Below are 17532 nucleotides of genomic sequence, written 5' to 3' on the forward strand. Positions count from 1 at the left end.
GTAGCCCGTACGGGGTGTTCCGGACGGTCCGGACATGCTTGACGCGGTCCGGACAGATCCGGCCGGTCAAGGCAGTGTCCTAACGACACATCACTCGGTTAGATGAGTGTGGACACCAGAACACCCCGCACACCCACGGGGGACCGCTCGTCGGGAATCGACGACGCTCCCGCGCTGAGCATGGTGAAGGTGCCGAGCGATCCGGCCCAGGTCATCGTCAACCACGCGAGTTTCCGCGTGCAGCTCGGTGCCTCCGCGCGGCGGACCCGGTCCCCGCGGATCGCGCGGCACTTGAGCGCCACCCAGGACACCGCCCGCATGCCCGTCGTGGGCACCGCACAGAGTCCTGCCGCCCCGGCCGCCGCCCGGCGCCGCGCCGTCGTCTGGAGCGGACGCTCCGACCCGGACGACACCGGAGCCCACCGTCTGCTCCAGGCGGTGCGGGCCGGAGCCGGCCGGCACGTCGCGGACCAGACCTCCGACGCCGGGGCCACCCAGGTCATCCCCCGCGTCGACGGGGGCGCGCCGGGTTACGACGGCTACGACGAAGGCCCCGCCACCCAGACCCTCGAGACCCCCCTCGTGGGCGCCCAGCGGGGTCCCGTCCCCGACGGCACCCGACTGCTGCCCGCCATGCGCACCGTCGGCAGCGCCTACGACGAACCCGCCTACACCGGCGAGGACTTCGACTCCGGCCCCGACGGCTACGGCGAGGACGAGACCGCACCGGCCGAGCCGCGCACCAGGCGCCACGCCGACGACCCGGCGCGGCACGCCTACTTCCCCGGCCGCCGCATGAACCTCGGCGTCGTGCTGCTGCCGCTGCGCGTCTTCCTCGGCTTCATCTCCATCTACGCCGGCATGGGCAAGCTCTGCGACCCCGTCTACTTCGACGGCGGCGAACGCGGCTCCATGGTCAAGTGGCTCAACACCCTGCACCCCTGGGACGTCGCCGAGCCGCTGCGCCAGTTCGCCCTCGCCCACCCCGTCGGCGCCGGCCTCGTCATCGCCTTCCTCCAGGTGCTGGTGGGCGTCCTGACCATCTTCGGCTGCTGGCAGCGCGTCGCCGCCGTCTTCGGCGCCGGCCTGTCCGCCGCGCTCCTGGTCACCGTCAGCTGGAAGAGCGTCCCCGTCTACGACGCGCCCGACATCATCTACCTCGCCGCCTGGTCCCCGCTGATCATCGCCGGTGCGCCCGTCTACTCCGTGGACGGCCGGCTCGCGGGCAGCGCCTGGCGACGGCTCGGCCCCCGCGCCGACATCTGGGACCTGCGCCGCTACGTCCTGCGGCGCGGCGCGCTCGTCACCTTCCTCGTCGCCGGAGTCACCCTCCTCGTCGGCTCGCTGCTCGGCGGTGCCGTCCGGGACGCCGACCGTGTGGTCGTCCCCGGCCCCGGCGAGGCACCGCGCAACGAACTGCCCGGCTCCCCGCTCCCGCAGGAGCCCGGCACGCGCGAGCCGAGGTCCCCCGAGGCCTCCGCCTCACCCACCCAGGGCGCCACCAGCGGCGCGGCGACCCCCTCCCAGGGCGCCGCGGCCACGGCCGGGGCCACCCGTGACAGCGGCGGCACCGCCCCCGGGGGCACCGTGCCCAGCCAGACCCAGGGCACCACGGGCCAGGCCCCGCCGCAGCGGTCCACCCCGGCCGGGCAGGCGCCGAGCACCACCGCGGGGCCGACCTCCGGCGGCACCACGACCGGCGGCGGCAGCGGCACCACCGGCGGCACCGGAAGCGGCAGCGAGGGCGGGGACTCCTCCACCACCGGGGAGCCCGGCAGCCGGCTGGTGGGCGGCCTCCTGGGCTAGCCCACGGGGCCGGACCGGCCCCGCCCACACCAAGGGGCCCCGCACGTCGTCCGTGCGGGGCCCCTGTCACGTGTGGCGGGCGCCGGGGGTGCCCGACCCATCGGCGCGGGACGGGAGGCCGAGAGGCCGCGCCGGGGGCTCCGGAGGGTTCAGCGACCCTGGGCGGCCAGTTCGCGGGCCGCCTCCGTCAGGTCCTTCGCGGTGTCGATCGCCCGCCAGTAGGAGCCCTGCGGGATCGGGAAACCGGCCAGCCGGCGCTCCCGGGCCAGCCTCGGGAACGTCGTCCGCTCGTGGTCACCGCGTTCCGGGAGCATCGCCGCGAACCCGGGAGAGAAGACGTACACCCCGGCGTTGATCTCGAAGGTCGACGGGGGTGCCTCGATGAAGTCGGTGATGTGGCCGAAGCCGTCCGTCTGCACGGCGCCCCAGGGCAGCCGCGGACGGGCCAGGGAGAGGGTCGCGACGGCGTCCCGCTCGGCGTGGAAGTCGGCCATGTCGCGCAGCGAGAAACGGGTCCAGATGTCACCGTTCGTCGCGTACCAGGGCCGGTCGGGGTGTGGGAGGCGCGCGGCGGCGTACTTGAGGCCGCCGCCCCGGCCGAGGGGCTCGGTCTCGACGACCGTGGTGACGGAGAGCGGCAGGTCGGCGGTCTCCAGCCACTGCTGGAGCACCTCGGCCAGATGGCCGCAGGAGACGACGACGTCCGTCACGCCCTCCTCGGCGAGCCAGGCGAGCTGGTGCCCGATGATGGGAGTGCCCGTGCCGGGGATCTCGACCATCGGCTTGGGCCGGTCGTCGGTGTAGGGGCGCAGCCGGGAACCCTGTCCGCCGGCCAGGACGACGGCTTGAACGGGGCGGCGGGACGCGGCGTTCGGATCGGTCATGCCCGAACTGTACGCGGCGCCCCGCCGGCCACCGAAGCGCGTTCAGCCGTGCGCGGCCAGCACGCCCGAGGCGAAGGCGGTGTCGCAGACCGGGCGCGCGTAGGACTGGGCGCGGGTCGGGCCGTACACCTTGACCGCGGCGCGGCCGAGGGCGCGGGCCAAGGACGCGCAGTGCCCGGCGAGCGACGGGCGCTCGTTCACGGCCTGCTGGAGGTGGGTGAGGGCGACGCCCGGGTCCTCCTCCTGGAGTTCCGTCAGCAGCCGGTCGCGCAGCACCTCGTGCGGCGCGCGGGCGGCGGTCCGGGAGGTGGCCTTGGACGAGGAGGCCTCCGACGCGGCGAGCACCGAGTCGGAGGGATCGCCCGACCAGTTGACCCGGGTGACCGCGAGAGTCCCGGAGAGCACCAGGACGACGGGCAGGACGAAGGCGAGAGAGCGGCCGATCCGGTGGGCGGGGCCCCGGCCGCGTCGCGTCTGTCGGGTGGTGGAGTGCTTCACGGAATGCTTCACGCGAGTGAGGGTAGCGCCCGGTAACCATATGGCGACATTTGGTCACCCCTTCGGGTGACGAGGAAGGGCTACCCAGTGGGTGGGGGGTTGACGTACGTCGCTCGAAACGTCCGTTGTGTCGGGGTATTTGTCGACAACGGGAAGGGCCCCGCGGCCGGCCGCGAGGCCCTTCCCGTCAACTCGGGTGAAATCAGTCGGAGAGACGCTCGCCCGTGGAGGACGAGAAGACGTGGCTCTCGCCCGGACGCGGCACGACGTGGACGATCGCGCCCTTCTCCGGCACCGCGCGGCTGCTGACGCGGACCACGAGGTCCTTGCTCTCGCCGCCGACGTCGACGGTGCCGTAGACGTAGCCGTCGGCGCCGGTCTCCTCCACGACGTTCACGGTGACCGCCATGCCCGCCGGGGCGTCCTCGCTGCCCTTCGTCAGGGTGGCGGACACGCCACCGTTCAGCTCGACCACGTCGAAGTGCTCGGGGCGGACGCCGACGGTGACCGTGCGGTCGCCCTTGTCGGCGGCGGCCTTCAGGGCGTCCCGGTTGACGGGGACGACGCTGTTGCCGAACTTCACGCCGCCGTCGGTGATCGGGACCTCGATCAGGTTCATGGCGGGGGAGCCGATGAAGCCGGCCACGAAGAGGTTCGCGGGCTTGTCGTACATGTTCCGCGGCGAGTCGACCTGCTGGAGCAGACCGTCCTTGAGGACGGCCACGCGGTCGCCCATCGTCATGGCCTCGACCTGGTCGTGGGTGACGTAGACGGTGGTGATGCCGAGGCGGCGCTGGAGCGAGGCGATCTGAGTACGGGTGGAGACGCGGAGCTTGGCGTCCAGGTTGGACAGCGGCTCGTCCATGAGGAACACCTGCGGCTCACGCACGATCGCGCGGCCCATCGCCACACGCTGGCGCTGACCGCCGGAGAGGGCCTTCGGCTTGCGGTCCAGGTACTCGGTGAGGTCGAGGATCTTCGCGGCCTCCTCGACCTTCTGCCGGATCTCCGTCTTGTTGACGCCGGCGATCTTGAGCGCGAAGCCCATGTTGTCGGCGACCGTCATGTGCGGGTACAGCGCGTAGTTCTGGAACACCATGGCGATGTCCCGGTCCTTCGGCGGCAGGTGCGTGACGTCGCGGTCGCCGATGCGGATGGCGCCGCCGTTCACGTCCTCGAGCCCCGCGAGCATGCGGAGCGAGGTGGACTTGCCACAGCCGGAGGGTCCGACGAGGACGAGGAACTCGCCGTCCTCGATCGCGATGTCGAGACCGTCGACGGCGGGCTTGGTGGAACCCGGGTACACGCGGGTCGCCTTGTCGAACGTAACAGTGGCCATGGTGATGGGCCCCCTTCTACCGGCAGGAACGTGCCGGACGATCCGTTGTAGGAAGGTGGTGTGGTGTAGTCCACACGGGTGAACTGGGTCAGGACGGTACCTGGCGTTCACCTGGTCTGTCAGTACCTGTGGGCCTGTGAACTTCGCCGAAATTTTCGCATCACATCGTTCACCGCCGCTGTGTACAGTGGAGCAGCCTCCGCGCGCGCAGCCGCGCGACGCCTCCTTAGCTCAGATGGCCAGAGCAACGCACTTGTAATGCGTAGGTCGTCGGTTCGAATCCGACAGGGGGCTCTTCGTACGACGTCGGCCCCCCGGCCTGTGAGCCGGGGGGCCGACGTCGTTCTCGCGAGGGTCAGCGGTTCGCGCTGGACGGGCCGAAGAACTCGATCTCGGCGATGGCGACCTGCTTGTCGGCGGAGGCCGCGTGGGCCGACTCGATGGTGAAGCGGACCTTGGTGACCTCGCCCACACGGAAGGGGCGGCGCTGGCCGCCGGGGCCCTGGTCGAGGGTGAGGTCGCGGGTCGTGGTCCGGCCGTCCTTGGTGGTGACGGCGGCCCTCACGCGGTGCGGCAGGGCGGACTCGCTCAGCCGGTCGGCCTTGGTGGAGACGCCCGGGGTGATGATCAGGTCCAGCAGGCGGGTCGGTTCGGTGAAGGAGACCTCGAACCACTCGCCCTGGCCGGACTGCGAGATGCCCGGGCCCCACCAGGTGTTGCTGTGCTTGTCGATGAGGAGTTCCGGCTTGTGGCCGGCGTAGGACCGGGAGGCCGTGATCCGGTCCGGGGAGACCGGGGCGCGCTTGGCGAAGTGGTCGCGGGTGGCCTGGATGCCGTCGGGGATGTAGACGAAGCCGAGGACCGCCAGGGTGATGACGACGGCGAGGGTGATCCAGGTGCCGATGCGGTCGAAAACCCGGCGCAGGCGCGGGCGGTCGCCGGCCCACGGGGTCTCGCGGCGCCGGCCGCCGAAGAGGCGGCGCCACCAGGGGGCGGGCGCGGTGGTGTGCTCGCCGGTGCGCACCAGGGGCATCGCGCAGCGGGCGCAGTAGTGGCGGTCGGGCCGGTTGGGGGTGGAGCACCACGGGCAGGGCGGGCCGTCGGCGAAGTCCGGCTGGTGGCCGGGCGCGCGGACCTGGGGCCGGTCGGCGTCGGGGCGGCCGGGCAGGACGGGGGCGACGGCGGGGGGCGCGGCGGGCGCGGGCGCGTTCGGGTCGGCGACGGGGACGAGGAGGGAGCGGGCCCGGTCGGACATGGTGTCGGTGAGGGCGTTCGGGGCCGGGGCGGCCGGTAAGGGGGCGGTGGGGGCGGTCTCGTCGGCGCCGGGGGGTGCGGCGGGTGCGGTGCCGCCGGCAGCGGCGGTCCCGGGCACGCGGGGTGCGGCCGGCCCCGCGGCGGCGGCCGCGGCTCCTGCGGCTCCCGCGGTCGCGGCGGTCGCGGCGCCGGGTTCCCGGGGCGGGGTCGCCGGGCCGTCGGCGGTGCGGTCCGGGGTGCCCGGTGCGTGCGCGGCGGCGGGTGGGGTCGCGGGGTCCGTCCCGCCGGGCCCGTCCGCGTCGGCCGGGCGGCGCGGGTGGGGCACCACCGGCGGGCCGGCGGGGCCGTCGTCCCCACGCCTGCCGCCGGTGGGCTCCGGGGCGGGCAGGCCGTTGCGGGCGGGGGGCACGCCCGTGCCGCCGGGGCCGGGGCGCGAGAAGGCGTCCCAGCCGGGGCCCTGGTCGGGCGAGGAGGCCGCCGGCTGCGTGGTGCGGGCGCCGGCCTGGTCCCAGCGGAGTACGGCGCCGCACGCGTCGCAGAAGGACTGGCCCGGTTCCGCGCGGGTTCCGCACTCGGCGCAGTTCTGGGTGGTCATCTCTCCGGGGTCCTTTCGGAGGCGGTCACTTCGACGGTGTAGGGCATGTGGGCGGGGCGGGCGGTGGCGACGAGCCGGTCCAGGCGGTGGGTGTCGGCCGGGGACGGGTCGGGCAGCCGCAGGGCGACGTGGAGGCGGGGGCGCGGGGCGCCGGGGAACGGGCCCAGCGGGCGGGCGTTCCACGAGGCGCCGCCGCTCTCGGTGATCTCGGGTGCGACACCGAACGCGAGCCGTACCGCCTCGGAGAGACCGCGCCGGGTGCCGCGTACGCGGTGCAGGCGGGCGGCGGCGGACACGGCGGCGCGCAGCCGGTCCTCGGGTTCGGTGCCGTCGGTCTCGGCGCCGACCCAGGTACCGAGCCACCGGGCGAAGTCGGCCGGGGTGAGGGCCGGGTCGAAGTAGGCGTCCAGGCAGTCCAGGACGTTCAGGATCGGGGCGAGGACGTCGTCCAGGCCGCCGACGAAGCGCTGGGCGAGGTCGTCGTCGGCGAAGACGGCCGGGAGCATCGAGCCGATGGGCAGCGAGGAGCCGAGGCCGTCGACGGAGCCCCGGCGGGAGCCGGCCGTCACCCGTTGTCCCCGATCACGCGGACCCGGTGGTCGAAGGAGAAGACCAGCGCGGGGGCTTCGAGGTCGATGCGGTCGGTGGGGTCGCCGCGCTTGCCGGTGAGGGGGTCGGCGGGGTGCAGGACGACCTCGTCGACGAGTTCGACGCCGGGCACCCGCTGGAGGACCGCGAAGACCTCGCCGGCCTGCACGGGGCGCCCGAAGGGCCAGCCCGTGCCGTCCGCGCCGCCGGTGAGCGGGTCCAAGTGCCGGTAGAGGGCGTCGTGGGCCTGGCGGCGGACGCGGTCGGTGTCGACGCCGCGGAAGGCGTGCACGGTCGCGACGACGGTGACGCCCTGGTAGTACGGCGGGCCGACGGCGAGGCGGGTGCCGATCAGGCGGCGCTCGTCGAGGTGGCGGGTGATGCGGTCCAGCAGGGCGTCGCCGGGCACGAGCTGCTCGAAGCGCAGCCGCCCGCCCGGGTCGGGCACGGCCTGCGGCACGACCAGGACGCGGACCGCGTAGGCCCCGTGGTCGCCCTCCTCGCCCTCCAGACAGGTGATGCGGGCGGTCTCGGGGGCGGCCCGGCGGGCGAGTTCCTCGTAGTCCCGCAGGGTCACGGCGCGCTCCTGGGCCCGCAGCGTGATCGGGGCCCGCAGCTTCGCCTCCTCGACGGTCTCGCCGTCCACGCCGCCCCGCGCGGCCTCGCGGTTGACGACCTCGGAGACGTACGGGATGGAGGTGCGCAGCACCTGGACGGCGCCGCGGGCCACGTTGCCGGCCCGGCCGCCGCCGGTGCGGTAGCGCAGGGCGCGGACGACGGCGCCCTTGGGGGCGACGGCGCCGTACTGGCGCAGGGTGCCGTCGGCCTCGCGGACGGCGGGGCCGAAGGCGATCCGGCCGGTCGCGGCGTCCAGGGTGATGTGGTGGTCACCGGGCCGGGAGCCGGCGAAGTGCGGGACGACCTGCCAGTCCTGCCAGCCGTCGTCGGCGGCGGTCTGGAGGACGACGGGCGGGTCGTCGGCGACGACGGGAGCGTGTTCGAGCCGCAGCCGCTGGCCGGGCAGGCCGGTGGACTCGCCGAGCGCCTCGTCGTGCACGGTCTCGGCGTGCACGGTGCCGGTGGTGCCGCCGATGGTGTACGCCTCGGCGGAGTGGATGGTCGGCGAGGTCGTGTAGAACGGCTGGCCGGGCAGCGGGTCGGTGACCCGGCAGCGGATCCAGCCGGCCTCCTGGCCGCCGTTGCGGGACAGGACGTGGCCGCCGGGGACGTGGAGCACGATGTCCCCGGGGCGGTTGAGGCCGCCGGTGCCGTCCCGGTCGACCTCGCAGGGCTGCCAGCCGTCCTCGGTCCAGGCCTCCCACACCAGGGGCGGCTGGCGGGGGTCGACGCCGACGCCGTCGACGCGGCTGTCGAGTTCCAGGGCGAGCGCGCAGTGCGGGACGGCCGCGGTGAGGCCGATGAGCATGCAGTCGCCGGGGGCCGGGGCCTCGGAGAAGCACATCAGGTGCTGGCCCTCGGCGAGGTCCGTGGTCCGGTCGGTGACGGCCTCGCCGCGGTGCTGCACCATCAGCCGGCCGAGCGCGCACGGCACGACGGTCAGGTCGCCGACGGTGGCGAAGACGACGGCCTCGTCCCGCTCGGTGCGCAGGGTGGCGACCTCGGTGCCGGCCGGGACCAGGACGGAGTCCTCCTGCGGCGCGGACAGCCAGAAGGTGACGTCCGTGCGGGCGGCGGACGGCGGGAAGAGGGTGATGCCGACCAGGTCGAGGAAGGCGAGGTGGTTCTTCTCGGGTACCCGGTTGAGCCGGTAGACGATCTGGTCGGCCATGTGGGCGACCGTCTCGACGAGGGTGACGCCGGGGTCGGAGACGTTGTGGTCGGTCCACTCCGGGGCGCGCTGCTGGATGTAGCGCTTGGCGTCGTCGACGAACTGCTGGAAGCGGCGGTCGTCGAGGTTGGGGGAGGGCAGGGACATCAGCGATCGCTTTCGAAAGAGCCCGGGAGGCCCGCGGGGCCGGCGGGACCCTCGGTGAGGTCCGGCTCGTCGTGGGAGGGGATGACGTAGAACGGGAAGACCAGGCTGCGCGGGTTGTTGGTGCCGCGGATCGAGTAGCGCACGTCGATGTAGAGGACGCTCTGGTCGCCGCCGGTGCTGACCTCCACCTCGTGGACCTCGATGCGCGGCTCCCAGCGGTCCAGGCTCGTGTACACCTCGTGCTGGATGCGGCCGGCGGTCTGCTCGTTGACCGGCGCGAAGACCAGGTCGTGGATGGCGCAGCCGAACTCGGGCCGCATGGGCCGCTCGCCCGGGGCGGTGGCCAGCACCAGCTGCATGGCCTCCTCGATCTCGCGCTCGCCGCTGACCAGGGCGATGCCGCCGGTGGGCCCGATGCGCAGCGGGAACGACCAGCCGGAGCCGACGAACTGTTCGGCCATCAGAGGGCCACCTGCCTTCCTCGGGGACGGTTCACGACGCACCGGGCACGGGGATCGTGATGACCTTGAACGAGGGGGCCAGGACGGAGAAGCTCGCTCCGACGACCCTCGTCGTGGCGGAGTTGAGCTGGAGACTGGCGCCGCCGGTGATGTTCGTGGCGGCCCCGCCGGTCAGGCTCGCCGCGCCGCCCGCCACCAGGTTCAGGGCGCCGCCCGCGTTCACCCCGATCTGGCCCGCGCTGCGCATGTTGATCACGCTGCCGCCCTGGAGGGTGAGCGGGCCGCCGCTCTTGATGGTCAGGGAGCGCCCGGCGCTGAGCGACAGGCTGGTGCCCGCCTCCACCGACACCGAGCGGCTGCCGGTGATGCTGACCGTGCCCGCGCTGTCCACGGTGATCTCGGTCTTGGTGCGGTCGAGGTTGATGGTGAGTTTGTCGTTGCCGCTGGCGATGCGGACCCCCTGCCTGCGCCCGCCGGTGCGCTGGCTGAGCAGGTCGACGCGGTTGCCCTGGCGGTCGGACAGGGTGTGCCGGACCGCCTTCTTCTTCAGGCCGTCGTGCAGCGGGACGTCCACCTTGGTGGGCAGGTCCCGGCCGTTGTAGAGCCCGCCGATGACGAACGGGTGGTCCAGTGCCCCCCGGTCGAAGGCGACCAGCACCTCGTCGCCCACGTCCATGGGGAAGACGCCGCCGCCGCCCACGCCGCCCATCTGCACGCTGCGCGTCCAGTCGCTGACGTAGGTGTCGTCCAGCCACGGGAACTGGAGCTTGACCCGGCCCTGCTTCAGCGGGTCCTGTACGTCGGTGACGAGGGCGTTGGCGACGCTGGGCAGCCGGGCCGCGCTCGCCGGGTCCGCACCGCCGCCGCCCCCCGAGGCCAGCCCGTACAGGGAGCGCCACTGGCGTCCGCTGACGGTGATCCAGGACTGGTAGGGCTCGCTGTCGCCGAAGTGGTGGCGTACCGAGGTGACGGTGTACTTGCCCTCGAAGGGCTTGCCGACGTCGCTGAGCGCCACGGGTACGCCGGGCCGCAGGTCGGGGCTGCCCTTCACCGCGATCTCCAGTTCGGCGAAGGAGGACGTGACGTCGGCGGCGAGGGACTGCGCGGCGTGCCGGACCTCGTCCTGGCGGTCGTAGGGGTTGGCGGTCTCGACGAGTTTGGCGGCCTTGAACTTCCCGGCGGCCTCGCCCGGGGTGGAGCCGATGGTGAGGCCCGGGTCGGTGGTGGCGGGCGCGACCTCGGTGATCTCCTTCTTGGTGGTGACGTTCCAGCCGCGCGACTCGACCTTGCCGGTCTGGTCGGCGGCGGTCACGGCGGCCCGCAGCCGCATGATGTCGTGCCGGGCCTGGAGGACGAAGGCGCTCTGGTCGCCGTCGGTCTTCGGGGAGGGCGCTCCGGCGGAGGGGGTCGGCCTGACGAACCGGAACTTCCCCTTGGCGTCCACGGACATCACCATGTTGTTCTCGTCGGCGAGCCGGGCGAGGAAGTCCCAGTCGGTGACGTTGGACTGGCTGATGAACCCGTACGCGCCCTTCGTCGGCTCGATCCGCCCGATGGACACGCCGTCCATGGCGGCGAGTTTGCGGGCGATGTCGGAGGCCTTCTGGTTGCGGTAGGCGGCCACGCGGCGCTGGCGCATCATGCGGTGCCCGAAGTCGTAGCCGCGGATCACGGTGTAGCTGCCGGTGCCGTCGTAGTCGGCCTCCATGGCGGTGACCTCGCCGGTCAGCAGGGGTTTGCCGACGCCCTGGCCGTCGGCGACCGGGGTGATGACGACCCGGGTGCCGAACTGCACGTTCAGCTTGCCGAGGACCAGGTGGTCGGGGTCGCGGAAGGTGATGCGGAAGGCGGCGGGCACGCCGATGCCCTGGTCGACCCAGCCGTCGACGAGCATCAGGGCGATGTCGTCGGGCAGCTTCGCGGCGCCGATCCGGACCTGGACGATGCTGGAGAACGCGGGGCGCACCATCAGTGCGGCACCTCCTCGGCGGCGGGCAGCATGAGTTCGGTGCCGGTCGGCAGGCGCGCGGGGTCGTCGATGCCGTTGGCCTCGGCGATCGCCCGCCACGCGTTCGCGCTGCCGTACTCGCGCCAGGCCAGCGACTGGAGCGAGTCCCCGGCGACGACCCGGTGCACGCGCTGGGCGGTGAGCGCGCCCGAGGTCGGGTTCTGCCCCCGGGTCGGGCCGGGGATCTCGACCAGGTGCACCTGGCAGGTGGCGCGGATGGGGATGCCGGTGGTGCCGAAGAGGGTGTAGGAGGCCTCGACGGACGCCACGTACGCGGTGAACCGGGCCGTGGAGAAGGAGCCCCACTCGAAGACCACCCAGGGCGGCGACGGCTGGTCGGCGGCGAGGCTCTTGGCGGTCACCTCGCAGCAGCGCAGCAGCGACTCGACCTTCTTCAGCACGGTGTTGCCGCCCGGCTTGGTGGAGGAGTCCAGGAAGATCTCCAGGGTCATCTCCCGCGGCTCGGCGCCCATGAACTGCGGCTTCGCGGCCTTGCGCACGGCCGCCGTCGGCGTCGCCTTCCACTGGGTCCGCTGGGAGAGGGACAGCTGGGCCGGGTTGAACTCGAAGCCGAAGGTGCGCATCAGCGCCCCGGGTGTGGTGGTCGTGCCGGTGGGGGGCTCGTGGATGGCGAGGTTGGCGCGTACGAGGCTCTTGCCGGCGCCCTTGCCGCTCTGTGCCATGGGTCTTCCTCTCTGCTCCGCGACGCCGTCAGTCGGTGAAGCCGTGGTGGGTGATCTCCAGCACCTCGTTGGCCACGGCCGGGTTGCCGGGGTCGAGGCTGGGGCCCTGCCAGCTGACGGGCAGTACGTCGATGAGCCCCCAGCGGGCGACCAGGGAGCCGTCCGCGCGCAGCGCGGAGATCTGCGCGGTCGGCCGCTTGATCCCCGTCTGCACGGAGGAGATCCACTTGGCGACCTTGGTCGTGTCCGGCGTGAGGGGGCGGGTCAGGCGGATGTTGGAGAAGGAGACACGGGTGGGCAGTTGCCACACGAACCCGTTGTTGCCGCCCTCCTGGCGCTGCTCGATCTCCACCTGGGACGACAGGCCTTCGCACCCGTTCCAGTAGCCGAGGCTCTCGCCGTCGATGGTGAGGGTGAACCAGATCGTGGAGCCCGGGTCCTGGCGGGGCATCGGGGGTGGGCCTTTCTGTCGGGCGGGGCGGGTGGGGCAGGCGCGTCGGGGGCGGGCTCGGGGGCGGGTGGGGTGCGCGGGCCGGTGGGCCGGTCAGCGACGGGGGTCGCGGAGCCTGCCGATCCGTTCGCGGTCCATGCGCAGTTCGGTACGGACCTGGCGGGTGACGCGGCCGATGATGCGGTGCACCAGTTCGTCCAGCTGGAACTCGGAGAGTGCGCGCGGGTCGAACCCGCCGGCCGGGACCGCCGTGTACGCCGGCGGCGGGTCCTCCCGGGCCGGGGAGGCGGAAGGCGTCGAGTGCGGAGGCGGGCCGCCGGGCGGTGCGGCGCCCGGGGTTTCCGGCGGGCTGTAGGGCGGCGGCGGGTCGGCCGGGGTGTGCCGGCGTGGCGGGGTCTGCAGGCGGCTCAGGGTCTCGGCCACGGCGACCGACGTCGCGGCGGCGAGGGCACCGGTGGTGCGGTGCCGGCCGAAGAGACGCTGGACGGTGGGCGCGGAGGTGGCCCCGGGTGCCGTGGGTGCCGTGGGTTCCGGCGGCGCCGTCGGTGCGACGACCGGCCGCGGCGGACCGGAGGGGGCCGGCGCGGGGGGCGCGAGGGGGGCCACGGGAAGCGGGGCCCCGGTGACCGTGGCTCCGGCGGGCGCGGGCCGGCGCAGGGGTACGGCCTGGGCGGGGGCGGGCCGGGCGGAGCGCTGGACGGCGGGGCGTTCGGTCCGGTGCGCGGCGGCCGTGGGCGCGGGGCCGGCCGGGGGCGCCGGTACGGGTACGGCGGGGGGTGCGGGGGTGGAGGGCGGGACCGGTGCCGTGAGGGCGGAGGCCGGGCCGGTCGGGGATGCCGGTACGGGTACGGCGGGGGGTGCGGGGGTGGAGGGCGGGACCGGTGCCGTGACGGTGGGGGCCGGACCGGCCGGGGCGGTGGCCCGCTGGACCGGCGGCAACGGTGAACGGGCGGCGACGCGGCCGGTGCCGGAGACCGGTACCGCCGCCGACGAGCGTGCGGTGAGCGAGGTGGCGTCGGCCGGCGGGGTGGAGCGGGGAACGCCGAGGGGCGAACGCCGCGGCGCCGGGGCGGAAGGGGCCGATGGTGCGGGGCCGGGGGCCGGGTCGATGGTCGGGGCGGAAGGGGCCGATGGTGCCGGGCCGGGGGTCGGGTGCGTGTGCGGGGCGGCAGCGGGTGCCGCGGGCGGGCGTACGGGGGTGGCGGGCCTGGACGACAGGGGGGCGCCGAGCCCCGGCCGGGGCGCCGTGGCACTGCGCTGCACCGGTCGTGCGGGGGCGGCGGCGGGCGGCTTCTCGGCCCCCGGGCGGGCGAGGGGCACGGCTGCCGGTCCCGCGCCGGTGCCGACCGGTCCCGCGCCGGTGTCGGCGGGGGCGTCGCGGTGGGTGGCGGCGGGTGGTGTGGTGACGGGCGGTGAGGTGGCGGGAGGTGCGGCGACGGGTGGGTTCGGTGCCGTGGCCGCCCGGGCTGCCGTGGAGCGCTGCACCGGGGGTGCGGGGGCCGCGGGGACGGGTGCGGCCGGGGTGGGCGTGGCGGGGGCGTGGCGGGCCGGGGCGGGTTGCGGGGGCTGCGCGGACTGCGTGGGGTGGGGCGGCTTCGCTCGGTCGGCGGGTGTCGCCTGCCGCTGTACGGGGGGCTGGGCGCCGGTCGGGGAGGCGGGAGGTGAGGCGGGGCGTGGCGGCTCGATCGTGCCACGGGGGCCGCGGGAGCGGGTGGGGACGGGAGCGCCGGGGGTGCCGGGGGCGCTTCCCCCGACCGCGGGACGGCTTGACGGTGGGGCCGTTGCGCTGCCGGACAGCAGGGTGGTGCCGGTCGGTGGACGGGACGCCGGGGGCGTGCCCGTGCCGTCGCCCGGGGTCGACGTGGGGCCGGTCCGGACCGCCGCTCGCTGCACCGGCGGGGGTGGGGACGCCGGTCGGGCCGGGGCGTCGGGCCGGGGGGCGGTGCCCTGGGGCACCGTGTCGGCTCGGCTCGCGTCGCGCTTCCCGGGAACCGCGGGGGAGCGGTCGGGCGGTGAGGCGGTGTGCCGGGCCGGGGCGTTGGGGGGCGCTGTGCGGCCGGTGCTGGAGGAGGGGTCGCGCGGTGCGACGACCCGCTGGACGGGCGGGGTGGCACCCGACGGAGACGGCGACGGTGCCGACGACTGGGTCGGTTGCTGTGACGGTGCCGACGACTGGGTCGGTGGTGGTGAGGGCGTCGGCGACTGTGCCGGACCCCATGACGGCGCTCCCGGAGCGCGGCCCGAACGCGCGGGGTGGGCGCCGGACGAGGGCGGGGCGGGGGTGGGCTGCGCCACCGCACGCCGCAGGGGTGACGTGCCCGGCGCACCGTCGGCCGAGGTGGCCGACCGGCCGTTCGCGGGCGGGGACGCGGGCACCGCCGGGGACGCCGGAGGGCTGCTGCTCACGTCGCTCCGGGTGGGCCCGGGCTGGGCCACCGCCCGCTGCACCGGCGTGTCGGCGCCGGGTGGGGGCGTGGACCGGCTCGCCCGGGTGGCGCCGCCGACGGCCGGGGTGGCGCCGGGCGGCGGTACGGCGCGCTGCACCGGCCTGCCGGGGGCGTCCGGCGCGGAGGTCCGGCCGCCTCCGACGGGGCCGGCCGTGCCCGCGGTGCCGGAACCGGGGGCCGGAGCGGGGCCGTTCACCGCCTGCCGCGGTGGGGCGCCGGGCGCGGTGGCCGGGGTGGTGGTCGGTGCGGGACCGGTCCGGGCCCTCGCGCGCTGGACGGGCGCACCGGTCGGCGAGCTGTCGCCGGGCGGGGCGGCTGTCGGGGCCGGGGCGGTCTGCCGGGCGGTGGACGTCGGCGCGGGGCCGGGCAGCGGTGTGGCGCGCGGTACGGGGGAGCCGGCCGCCGTGCCGGCGTCGCCGGTGGCAGCGGTGGGTCCGGTGCGGCGAGCGGGAGCGGGGGGCGTGGAGGCGGGGGCGGTACGCCGCCCCACGGGCCGCTGACCGGCACCGGAACGCGGCACCGCGCGCTGTGCGGGCAGACCGGTGGCGTCGCCGCCGGAGGGGGTCGCCGTGGCGGAGTTCGGTGCCGTCGGTGGGGTCACCGCGGCGCCGGGCGGGCGTGCCGGGGAGGGGGCCGGGCCGGGCTCCCCTCGGTCGCCGTCCGCCGACGACGGCGCCGGGCCCGGTGCGGCCGTCGGGGCGTCGGTGGTCCGGCGGCTCGCGGGCAGGGACCGGCGCTGCACGGCGGCCGACCCGGAGGGGACCTTGGTCAGCGGAGTCCGGGGGTGGGGCGCGGCGGACGGCACCGGTGCCACGCGGACCCCGCGGGCGGGGCGGGGCGGCGTGGTGGCCGGCGCGTCGGACGACGCCGGGTCGGTGGACCGCGTCCGTCGGACCGGCGCGGCCTGTGCGGGCGCTGTCGCGGGCGGGACGGACGCCTCCGCACCCGCACCCGTGCCCCGCACGGGGCCCGTGGGCGTCGACGGGGCGGTCGTGGGTATCGCCCGCAGCGGCACGACCGGCATCCGCTGCACCGGGGCCGTGCCCGCCGGCGCTGGCGACGGCTGGGACGGAGCGGGACCCTGGGGCCCCGCTCCGGGGCGGGCCGACTCGGCGAACGCGCCGGACAGCATGCCGTTGCCCGCCGCCGGGTCCAGTACCGCGGGGGACGATGCCCCCGTGAACGACGGGTTCTGCCAGGTCGGCAGCCGGCCGCCGAACCCGGCGTCCGCGACTCCCGTACGGGCGCCCCCCGTCGCCCGCTGGATCGGCGGCAGACCCGTCCAGGCGGCGACGGCCACGGGCGCGGGAGCAGCAGCGGGAGCGGTCGTACCCGACGCACTCGCCGTGCCCGACGCGGACGTCGTACCAGCCGTGTCCGCCGTACCCCCGCCGGCGCCGTCCGGCGCGCCGTCACGACGGCCTCGCAACCGGTCCAGGAATCCCACCGATCAGCCCTCCGCCGCGCCCCGCGTCACGAGGGACGCGATCTGGTCCGTGTACCGGCGGCGGTCCTGGTGCTCCAGGTCCAGGATCGCCTCCAGGCTCCAGTGGAAGTGGTAGGCGACGTACGCGATCTCCTCGTGCAGCCGGTCGGTCGCGTACGTCACGATTCCCCCAGGCGGCTCCCGCCGAGTTCCACCTCGAAGGGCTCCGTGCAGTGCGGGCACTGGACGGCCGCGCGGGTGTGGCCCTCCGCGTTGATCTGCCGGTAGAAGTCCTGGAGGAACGCGAGGTCGGAGGCGAACATGTTCTCCACGATCCCGTCGTGCACCATCGCCAGCGTGCCCAGCCGGGTGATCACCCGGCCGAGCAGCACCACCGACAGGTACGCCGGGTTCTCCTGCACCCGCACGTCGCGCAGCGGGATGAGTTCGTCCCGCGCCGTCGACAGGCGCATCACGCCGTCCCGGTGCACCGTGCCCGAGTCGTCGACGTAGCCGCGCGGCAGCTCGAAGGGGAACTCGGTGCGCAGCTGCTGCCGCGGGACCGCTTCGGCAGGAGTCTCCGGTGGTGCGGCGGCGGGAGCAGAACGGGGGAAGTCCGCTCCCGCCGCCGCGGTCTGGGGGTCCTCGGGGGCCGCGACGGGCGCCCCGACAGCCGCGCGCCGCATTATTCGATGACCAGTTCTTCGAACACGATGGTGACCGTCTCGGTCAGCGCGGAGGTGTCGCCGGCCTTCACCGCGCTGGCGTCGATCTTGCTGCACCAGGCGTTGCGCAGGTTGTAGCGCTTGACCGGGGTGTCCTCGGAGTCCATCAGGATGATGGAGGCGTTCTTGCGCGCGGTGGACATCCGGCCGTTCATGGAGTCGTTGATCCACTGGGTGAACGACGACGACTGGGTCATGCCCCGCACGACGGTGCACTGACCGTCCTTCTTGTTGCCCGGGAGCACGGCCGTCTCGTGCTTGCCGGTGGTGCTGTTGTTCTGCGGGTACTTGATGACGTCCTGTTCGAGGGTGAGGCCGTTGACCTCGGCGAGGTACTCGACCATCACCCCGTCGATCTGGAGCCCGAAGTTGTTCGCTGTGAGGGAGTCACCCGGCATCAGAGCCATGTGTTCGCTGTCCTTCTGAGGAAT

At 75.0% G+C, this 17532-nt stretch carries 16 protein-coding genes and 1 tRNA gene; 3 read left to right on the top strand and 14 right to left on the bottom strand.

Going from position 1 to position 17532, the window contains the following annotated elements; all coding sequences use genetic code 11:
• Positions 1-102: 102 nt before the first annotated feature.
• Positions 103-1806: a DoxX family protein gene (locus ACZ6EG_RS27130; protein ID WP_469608334.1), complete on the top strand. Its 1704-nt coding sequence runs from the start codon at positions 103-105 to the stop codon at positions 1804-1806.
• A 149-nt stretch (positions 1807-1955) separates the two neighbouring features.
• Here ACZ6EG_RS27130 and ACZ6EG_RS27135 read toward each other — a convergent pair whose 3' ends face one another.
• The 3 genes from ACZ6EG_RS27135 to msiK all read right to left on the bottom strand — a co-directional run bounded on the left by ACZ6EG_RS27135 (position 1956) and on the right by msiK (position 4527).
• A complete protein-coding gene (locus tag ACZ6EG_RS27135; RefSeq protein ID WP_356608525.1) occupies positions 1956-2690 on the bottom strand; it encodes a nucleotidyltransferase family protein in 735 nt (244 codons plus the stop codon).
• Between the two features lie 42 nt (positions 2691-2732).
• Positions 2733-3188 carry a hypothetical protein gene (locus ACZ6EG_RS27140; protein ID WP_469608575.1) on the bottom strand — a complete coding sequence of 152 codons (456 nt, stop codon included), beginning with the start codon at positions 3186-3188 and terminating at the stop codon, positions 2733-2735.
• Between the two features lie 202 nt (positions 3189-3390).
• Positions 3391-4527 (bottom strand): diacetylchitobiose ABC transporter ATP-binding protein MsiK, encoded by a 1137-nt coding sequence (gene msiK / locus ACZ6EG_RS27145; RefSeq protein WP_391971289.1) that lies wholly within the window; start codon positions 4525-4527, stop codon positions 3391-3393.
• A gap of 220 nt (positions 4528-4747) precedes the next feature.
• On the opposite strand from msiK, the gene ACZ6EG_RS27150 reads away from it, so the two are divergent.
• Positions 4748-4821 (top strand) — tRNA-Thr (locus ACZ6EG_RS27150).
• Between the two features lie 61 nt (positions 4822-4882).
• Here ACZ6EG_RS27150 and ACZ6EG_RS27155 read toward each other — a convergent pair.
• From ACZ6EG_RS27155 to ACZ6EG_RS27190, 8 genes are all read right to left on the bottom strand, one after another.
• On the bottom strand, positions 4883-6376 hold the full coding sequence (locus tag ACZ6EG_RS27155; RefSeq protein ID WP_469608337.1) for an NADase-type glycan-binding domain-containing protein: 1494 nt from the start codon (positions 6374-6376) through the stop codon (positions 4883-4885).
• Positions 6373-6882, bottom strand: a complete 510-nt coding sequence (locus ACZ6EG_RS27160; RefSeq protein WP_469608578.1) for a phage tail protein — start codon at positions 6880-6882, stop codon at positions 6373-6375. Before ACZ6EG_RS27160 ends, ACZ6EG_RS27155 begins: the two co-directional genes overlap by 4 nt.
• A 59-nt stretch (positions 6883-6941) precedes the next feature.
• The gene (locus ACZ6EG_RS27165) at positions 6942-8900 is read right to left on the bottom strand and encodes a putative baseplate assembly protein (protein ID WP_391971287.1); all 1959 of its coding nucleotides are present in this window, start codon (positions 8898-8900) and stop codon (positions 6942-6944) included.
• Complete coding sequence (locus tag ACZ6EG_RS27170) at positions 8900-9361, bottom strand: GPW/gp25 family protein (RefSeq protein ID WP_391971286.1); 462 nt, start codon at positions 9359-9361, stop codon at positions 8900-8902. Before ACZ6EG_RS27170 ends, ACZ6EG_RS27165 begins: the two co-directional genes overlap by 1 nt.
• Positions 9362-9392: 31 nt before the next feature.
• A complete protein-coding gene (locus ACZ6EG_RS27175; RefSeq protein ID WP_469608341.1) occupies positions 9393-11330 on the bottom strand; it encodes a VgrG-related protein in 1938 nt (645 codons plus the stop codon).
• Entirely contained in the window at positions 11330-12052 is a 723-nt protein-coding gene (locus tag ACZ6EG_RS27180; RefSeq protein WP_356608513.1) for a CIS tube protein, read from the bottom strand. The genes ACZ6EG_RS27175 and ACZ6EG_RS27180 overlap by 1 nt, the downstream gene beginning before the upstream one ends.
• 28 nt (positions 12053-12080) lie before the next feature.
• Entirely contained in the window at positions 12081-12503 is a 423-nt protein-coding gene (locus ACZ6EG_RS27185; protein ID WP_121747713.1) for a phage tail protein, read from the bottom strand.
• A gap of 93 nt (positions 12504-12596) precedes the next feature.
• Positions 12597-13988, bottom strand: coding sequence for a hypothetical protein (locus ACZ6EG_RS27190; protein WP_469608346.1), 1392 nt, complete (start codon positions 13986-13988; stop codon positions 12597-12599).
• Between the two features lie 622 nt (positions 13989-14610).
• On the opposite strand from ACZ6EG_RS27190, the gene ACZ6EG_RS27195 reads away from it, so the two are divergent.
• Positions 14611-15450 carry a hypothetical protein gene (locus ACZ6EG_RS27195; RefSeq protein WP_469608348.1) on the top strand — a complete coding sequence of 280 codons (840 nt, stop codon included), beginning with the start codon at positions 14611-14613 and terminating at the stop codon, positions 15448-15450.
• Between the two features lie 950 nt (positions 15451-16400).
• On the opposite strand, the gene ACZ6EG_RS27200 is transcribed toward ACZ6EG_RS27195, so the two are convergent.
• Genes ACZ6EG_RS27200 through ACZ6EG_RS27210 form a run of 3 tightly spaced genes read right to left on the bottom strand, consistent with a single transcriptional unit; the run spans position 16401 to position 17508 of the window.
• The gene (locus ACZ6EG_RS27200; RefSeq protein WP_167392550.1) at positions 16401-16559 is read right to left on the bottom strand and encodes a DUF6760 family protein; all 159 of its coding nucleotides are present in this window, start codon (positions 16557-16559) and stop codon (positions 16401-16403) included.
• A complete protein-coding gene (locus ACZ6EG_RS27205; protein WP_356608507.1) occupies positions 16556-17062 on the bottom strand; it encodes a hypothetical protein in 507 nt (168 codons plus the stop codon). Before ACZ6EG_RS27205 ends, ACZ6EG_RS27200 begins: the two co-directional genes overlap by 4 nt.
• Positions 17062-17508 carry a phage tail protein gene (locus tag ACZ6EG_RS27210; protein WP_053133134.1) on the bottom strand — a complete coding sequence of 149 codons (447 nt, stop codon included), beginning with the start codon at positions 17506-17508 and terminating at the stop codon, positions 17062-17064. Before ACZ6EG_RS27210 ends, ACZ6EG_RS27205 begins: the two co-directional genes overlap by 1 nt.
• Positions 17509-17532 lie beyond the last annotated feature (24 nt).

It is taken from the genome of Streptomyces sp. NPDC041968 (assembly GCF_055589025.1).

Coding starts and splice junctions, on each gene's coding strand:
- ACZ6EG_RS27135 (WP_356608525.1), bottom strand. CDS start 2,690: ATGACCGATCCGAACGCCGCGTCCCGCCGCCCCGTTCAAGCCGTCGTC.
- msiK (WP_391971289.1), bottom strand. CDS start 4,527: ATGGCCACTGTTACGTTCGACAAGGCGACCCGCGTGTACCCGGGTTCC.
- ACZ6EG_RS27185 (WP_121747713.1), bottom strand. CDS start 12,503: ATGCCCCGCCAGGACCCGGGCTCCACGATCTGGTTCACCCTCACCATC.
- ACZ6EG_RS27210 (WP_053133134.1), bottom strand. CDS start 17,508: ATGGCTCTGATGCCGGGTGACTCCCTCACAGCGAACAACTTCGGGCTC.
- ACZ6EG_RS27160 (WP_469608578.1), bottom strand. CDS start 6,882: ATGCTCCCGGCCGTCTTCGCCGACGACGACCTCGCCCAGCGCTTCGTC.
- ACZ6EG_RS27205 (WP_356608507.1), bottom strand. CDS start 17,062: ATGCGGCGCGCGGCTGTCGGGGCGCCCGTCGCGGCCCCCGAGGACCCC.
- ACZ6EG_RS27175 (WP_469608341.1), bottom strand. CDS start 11,330: ATGGTGCGCCCCGCGTTCTCCAGCATCGTCCAGGTCCGGATCGGCGCC.
- ACZ6EG_RS27165 (WP_391971287.1), bottom strand. CDS start 8,900: ATGTCCCTGCCCTCCCCCAACCTCGACGACCGCCGCTTCCAGCAGTTC.
- ACZ6EG_RS27170 (WP_391971286.1), bottom strand. CDS start 9,361: ATGGCCGAACAGTTCGTCGGCTCCGGCTGGTCGTTCCCGCTGCGCATC.
- ACZ6EG_RS27130 (WP_469608334.1), top strand. CDS start 103: ATGAGTGTGGACACCAGAACACCCCGCACACCCACGGGGGACCGCTCG.
- ACZ6EG_RS27155 (WP_469608337.1), bottom strand. CDS start 6,376: ATGACCACCCAGAACTGCGCCGAGTGCGGAACCCGCGCGGAACCGGGC.
- ACZ6EG_RS27180 (WP_356608513.1), bottom strand. CDS start 12,052: ATGGCACAGAGCGGCAAGGGCGCCGGCAAGAGCCTCGTACGCGCCAAC.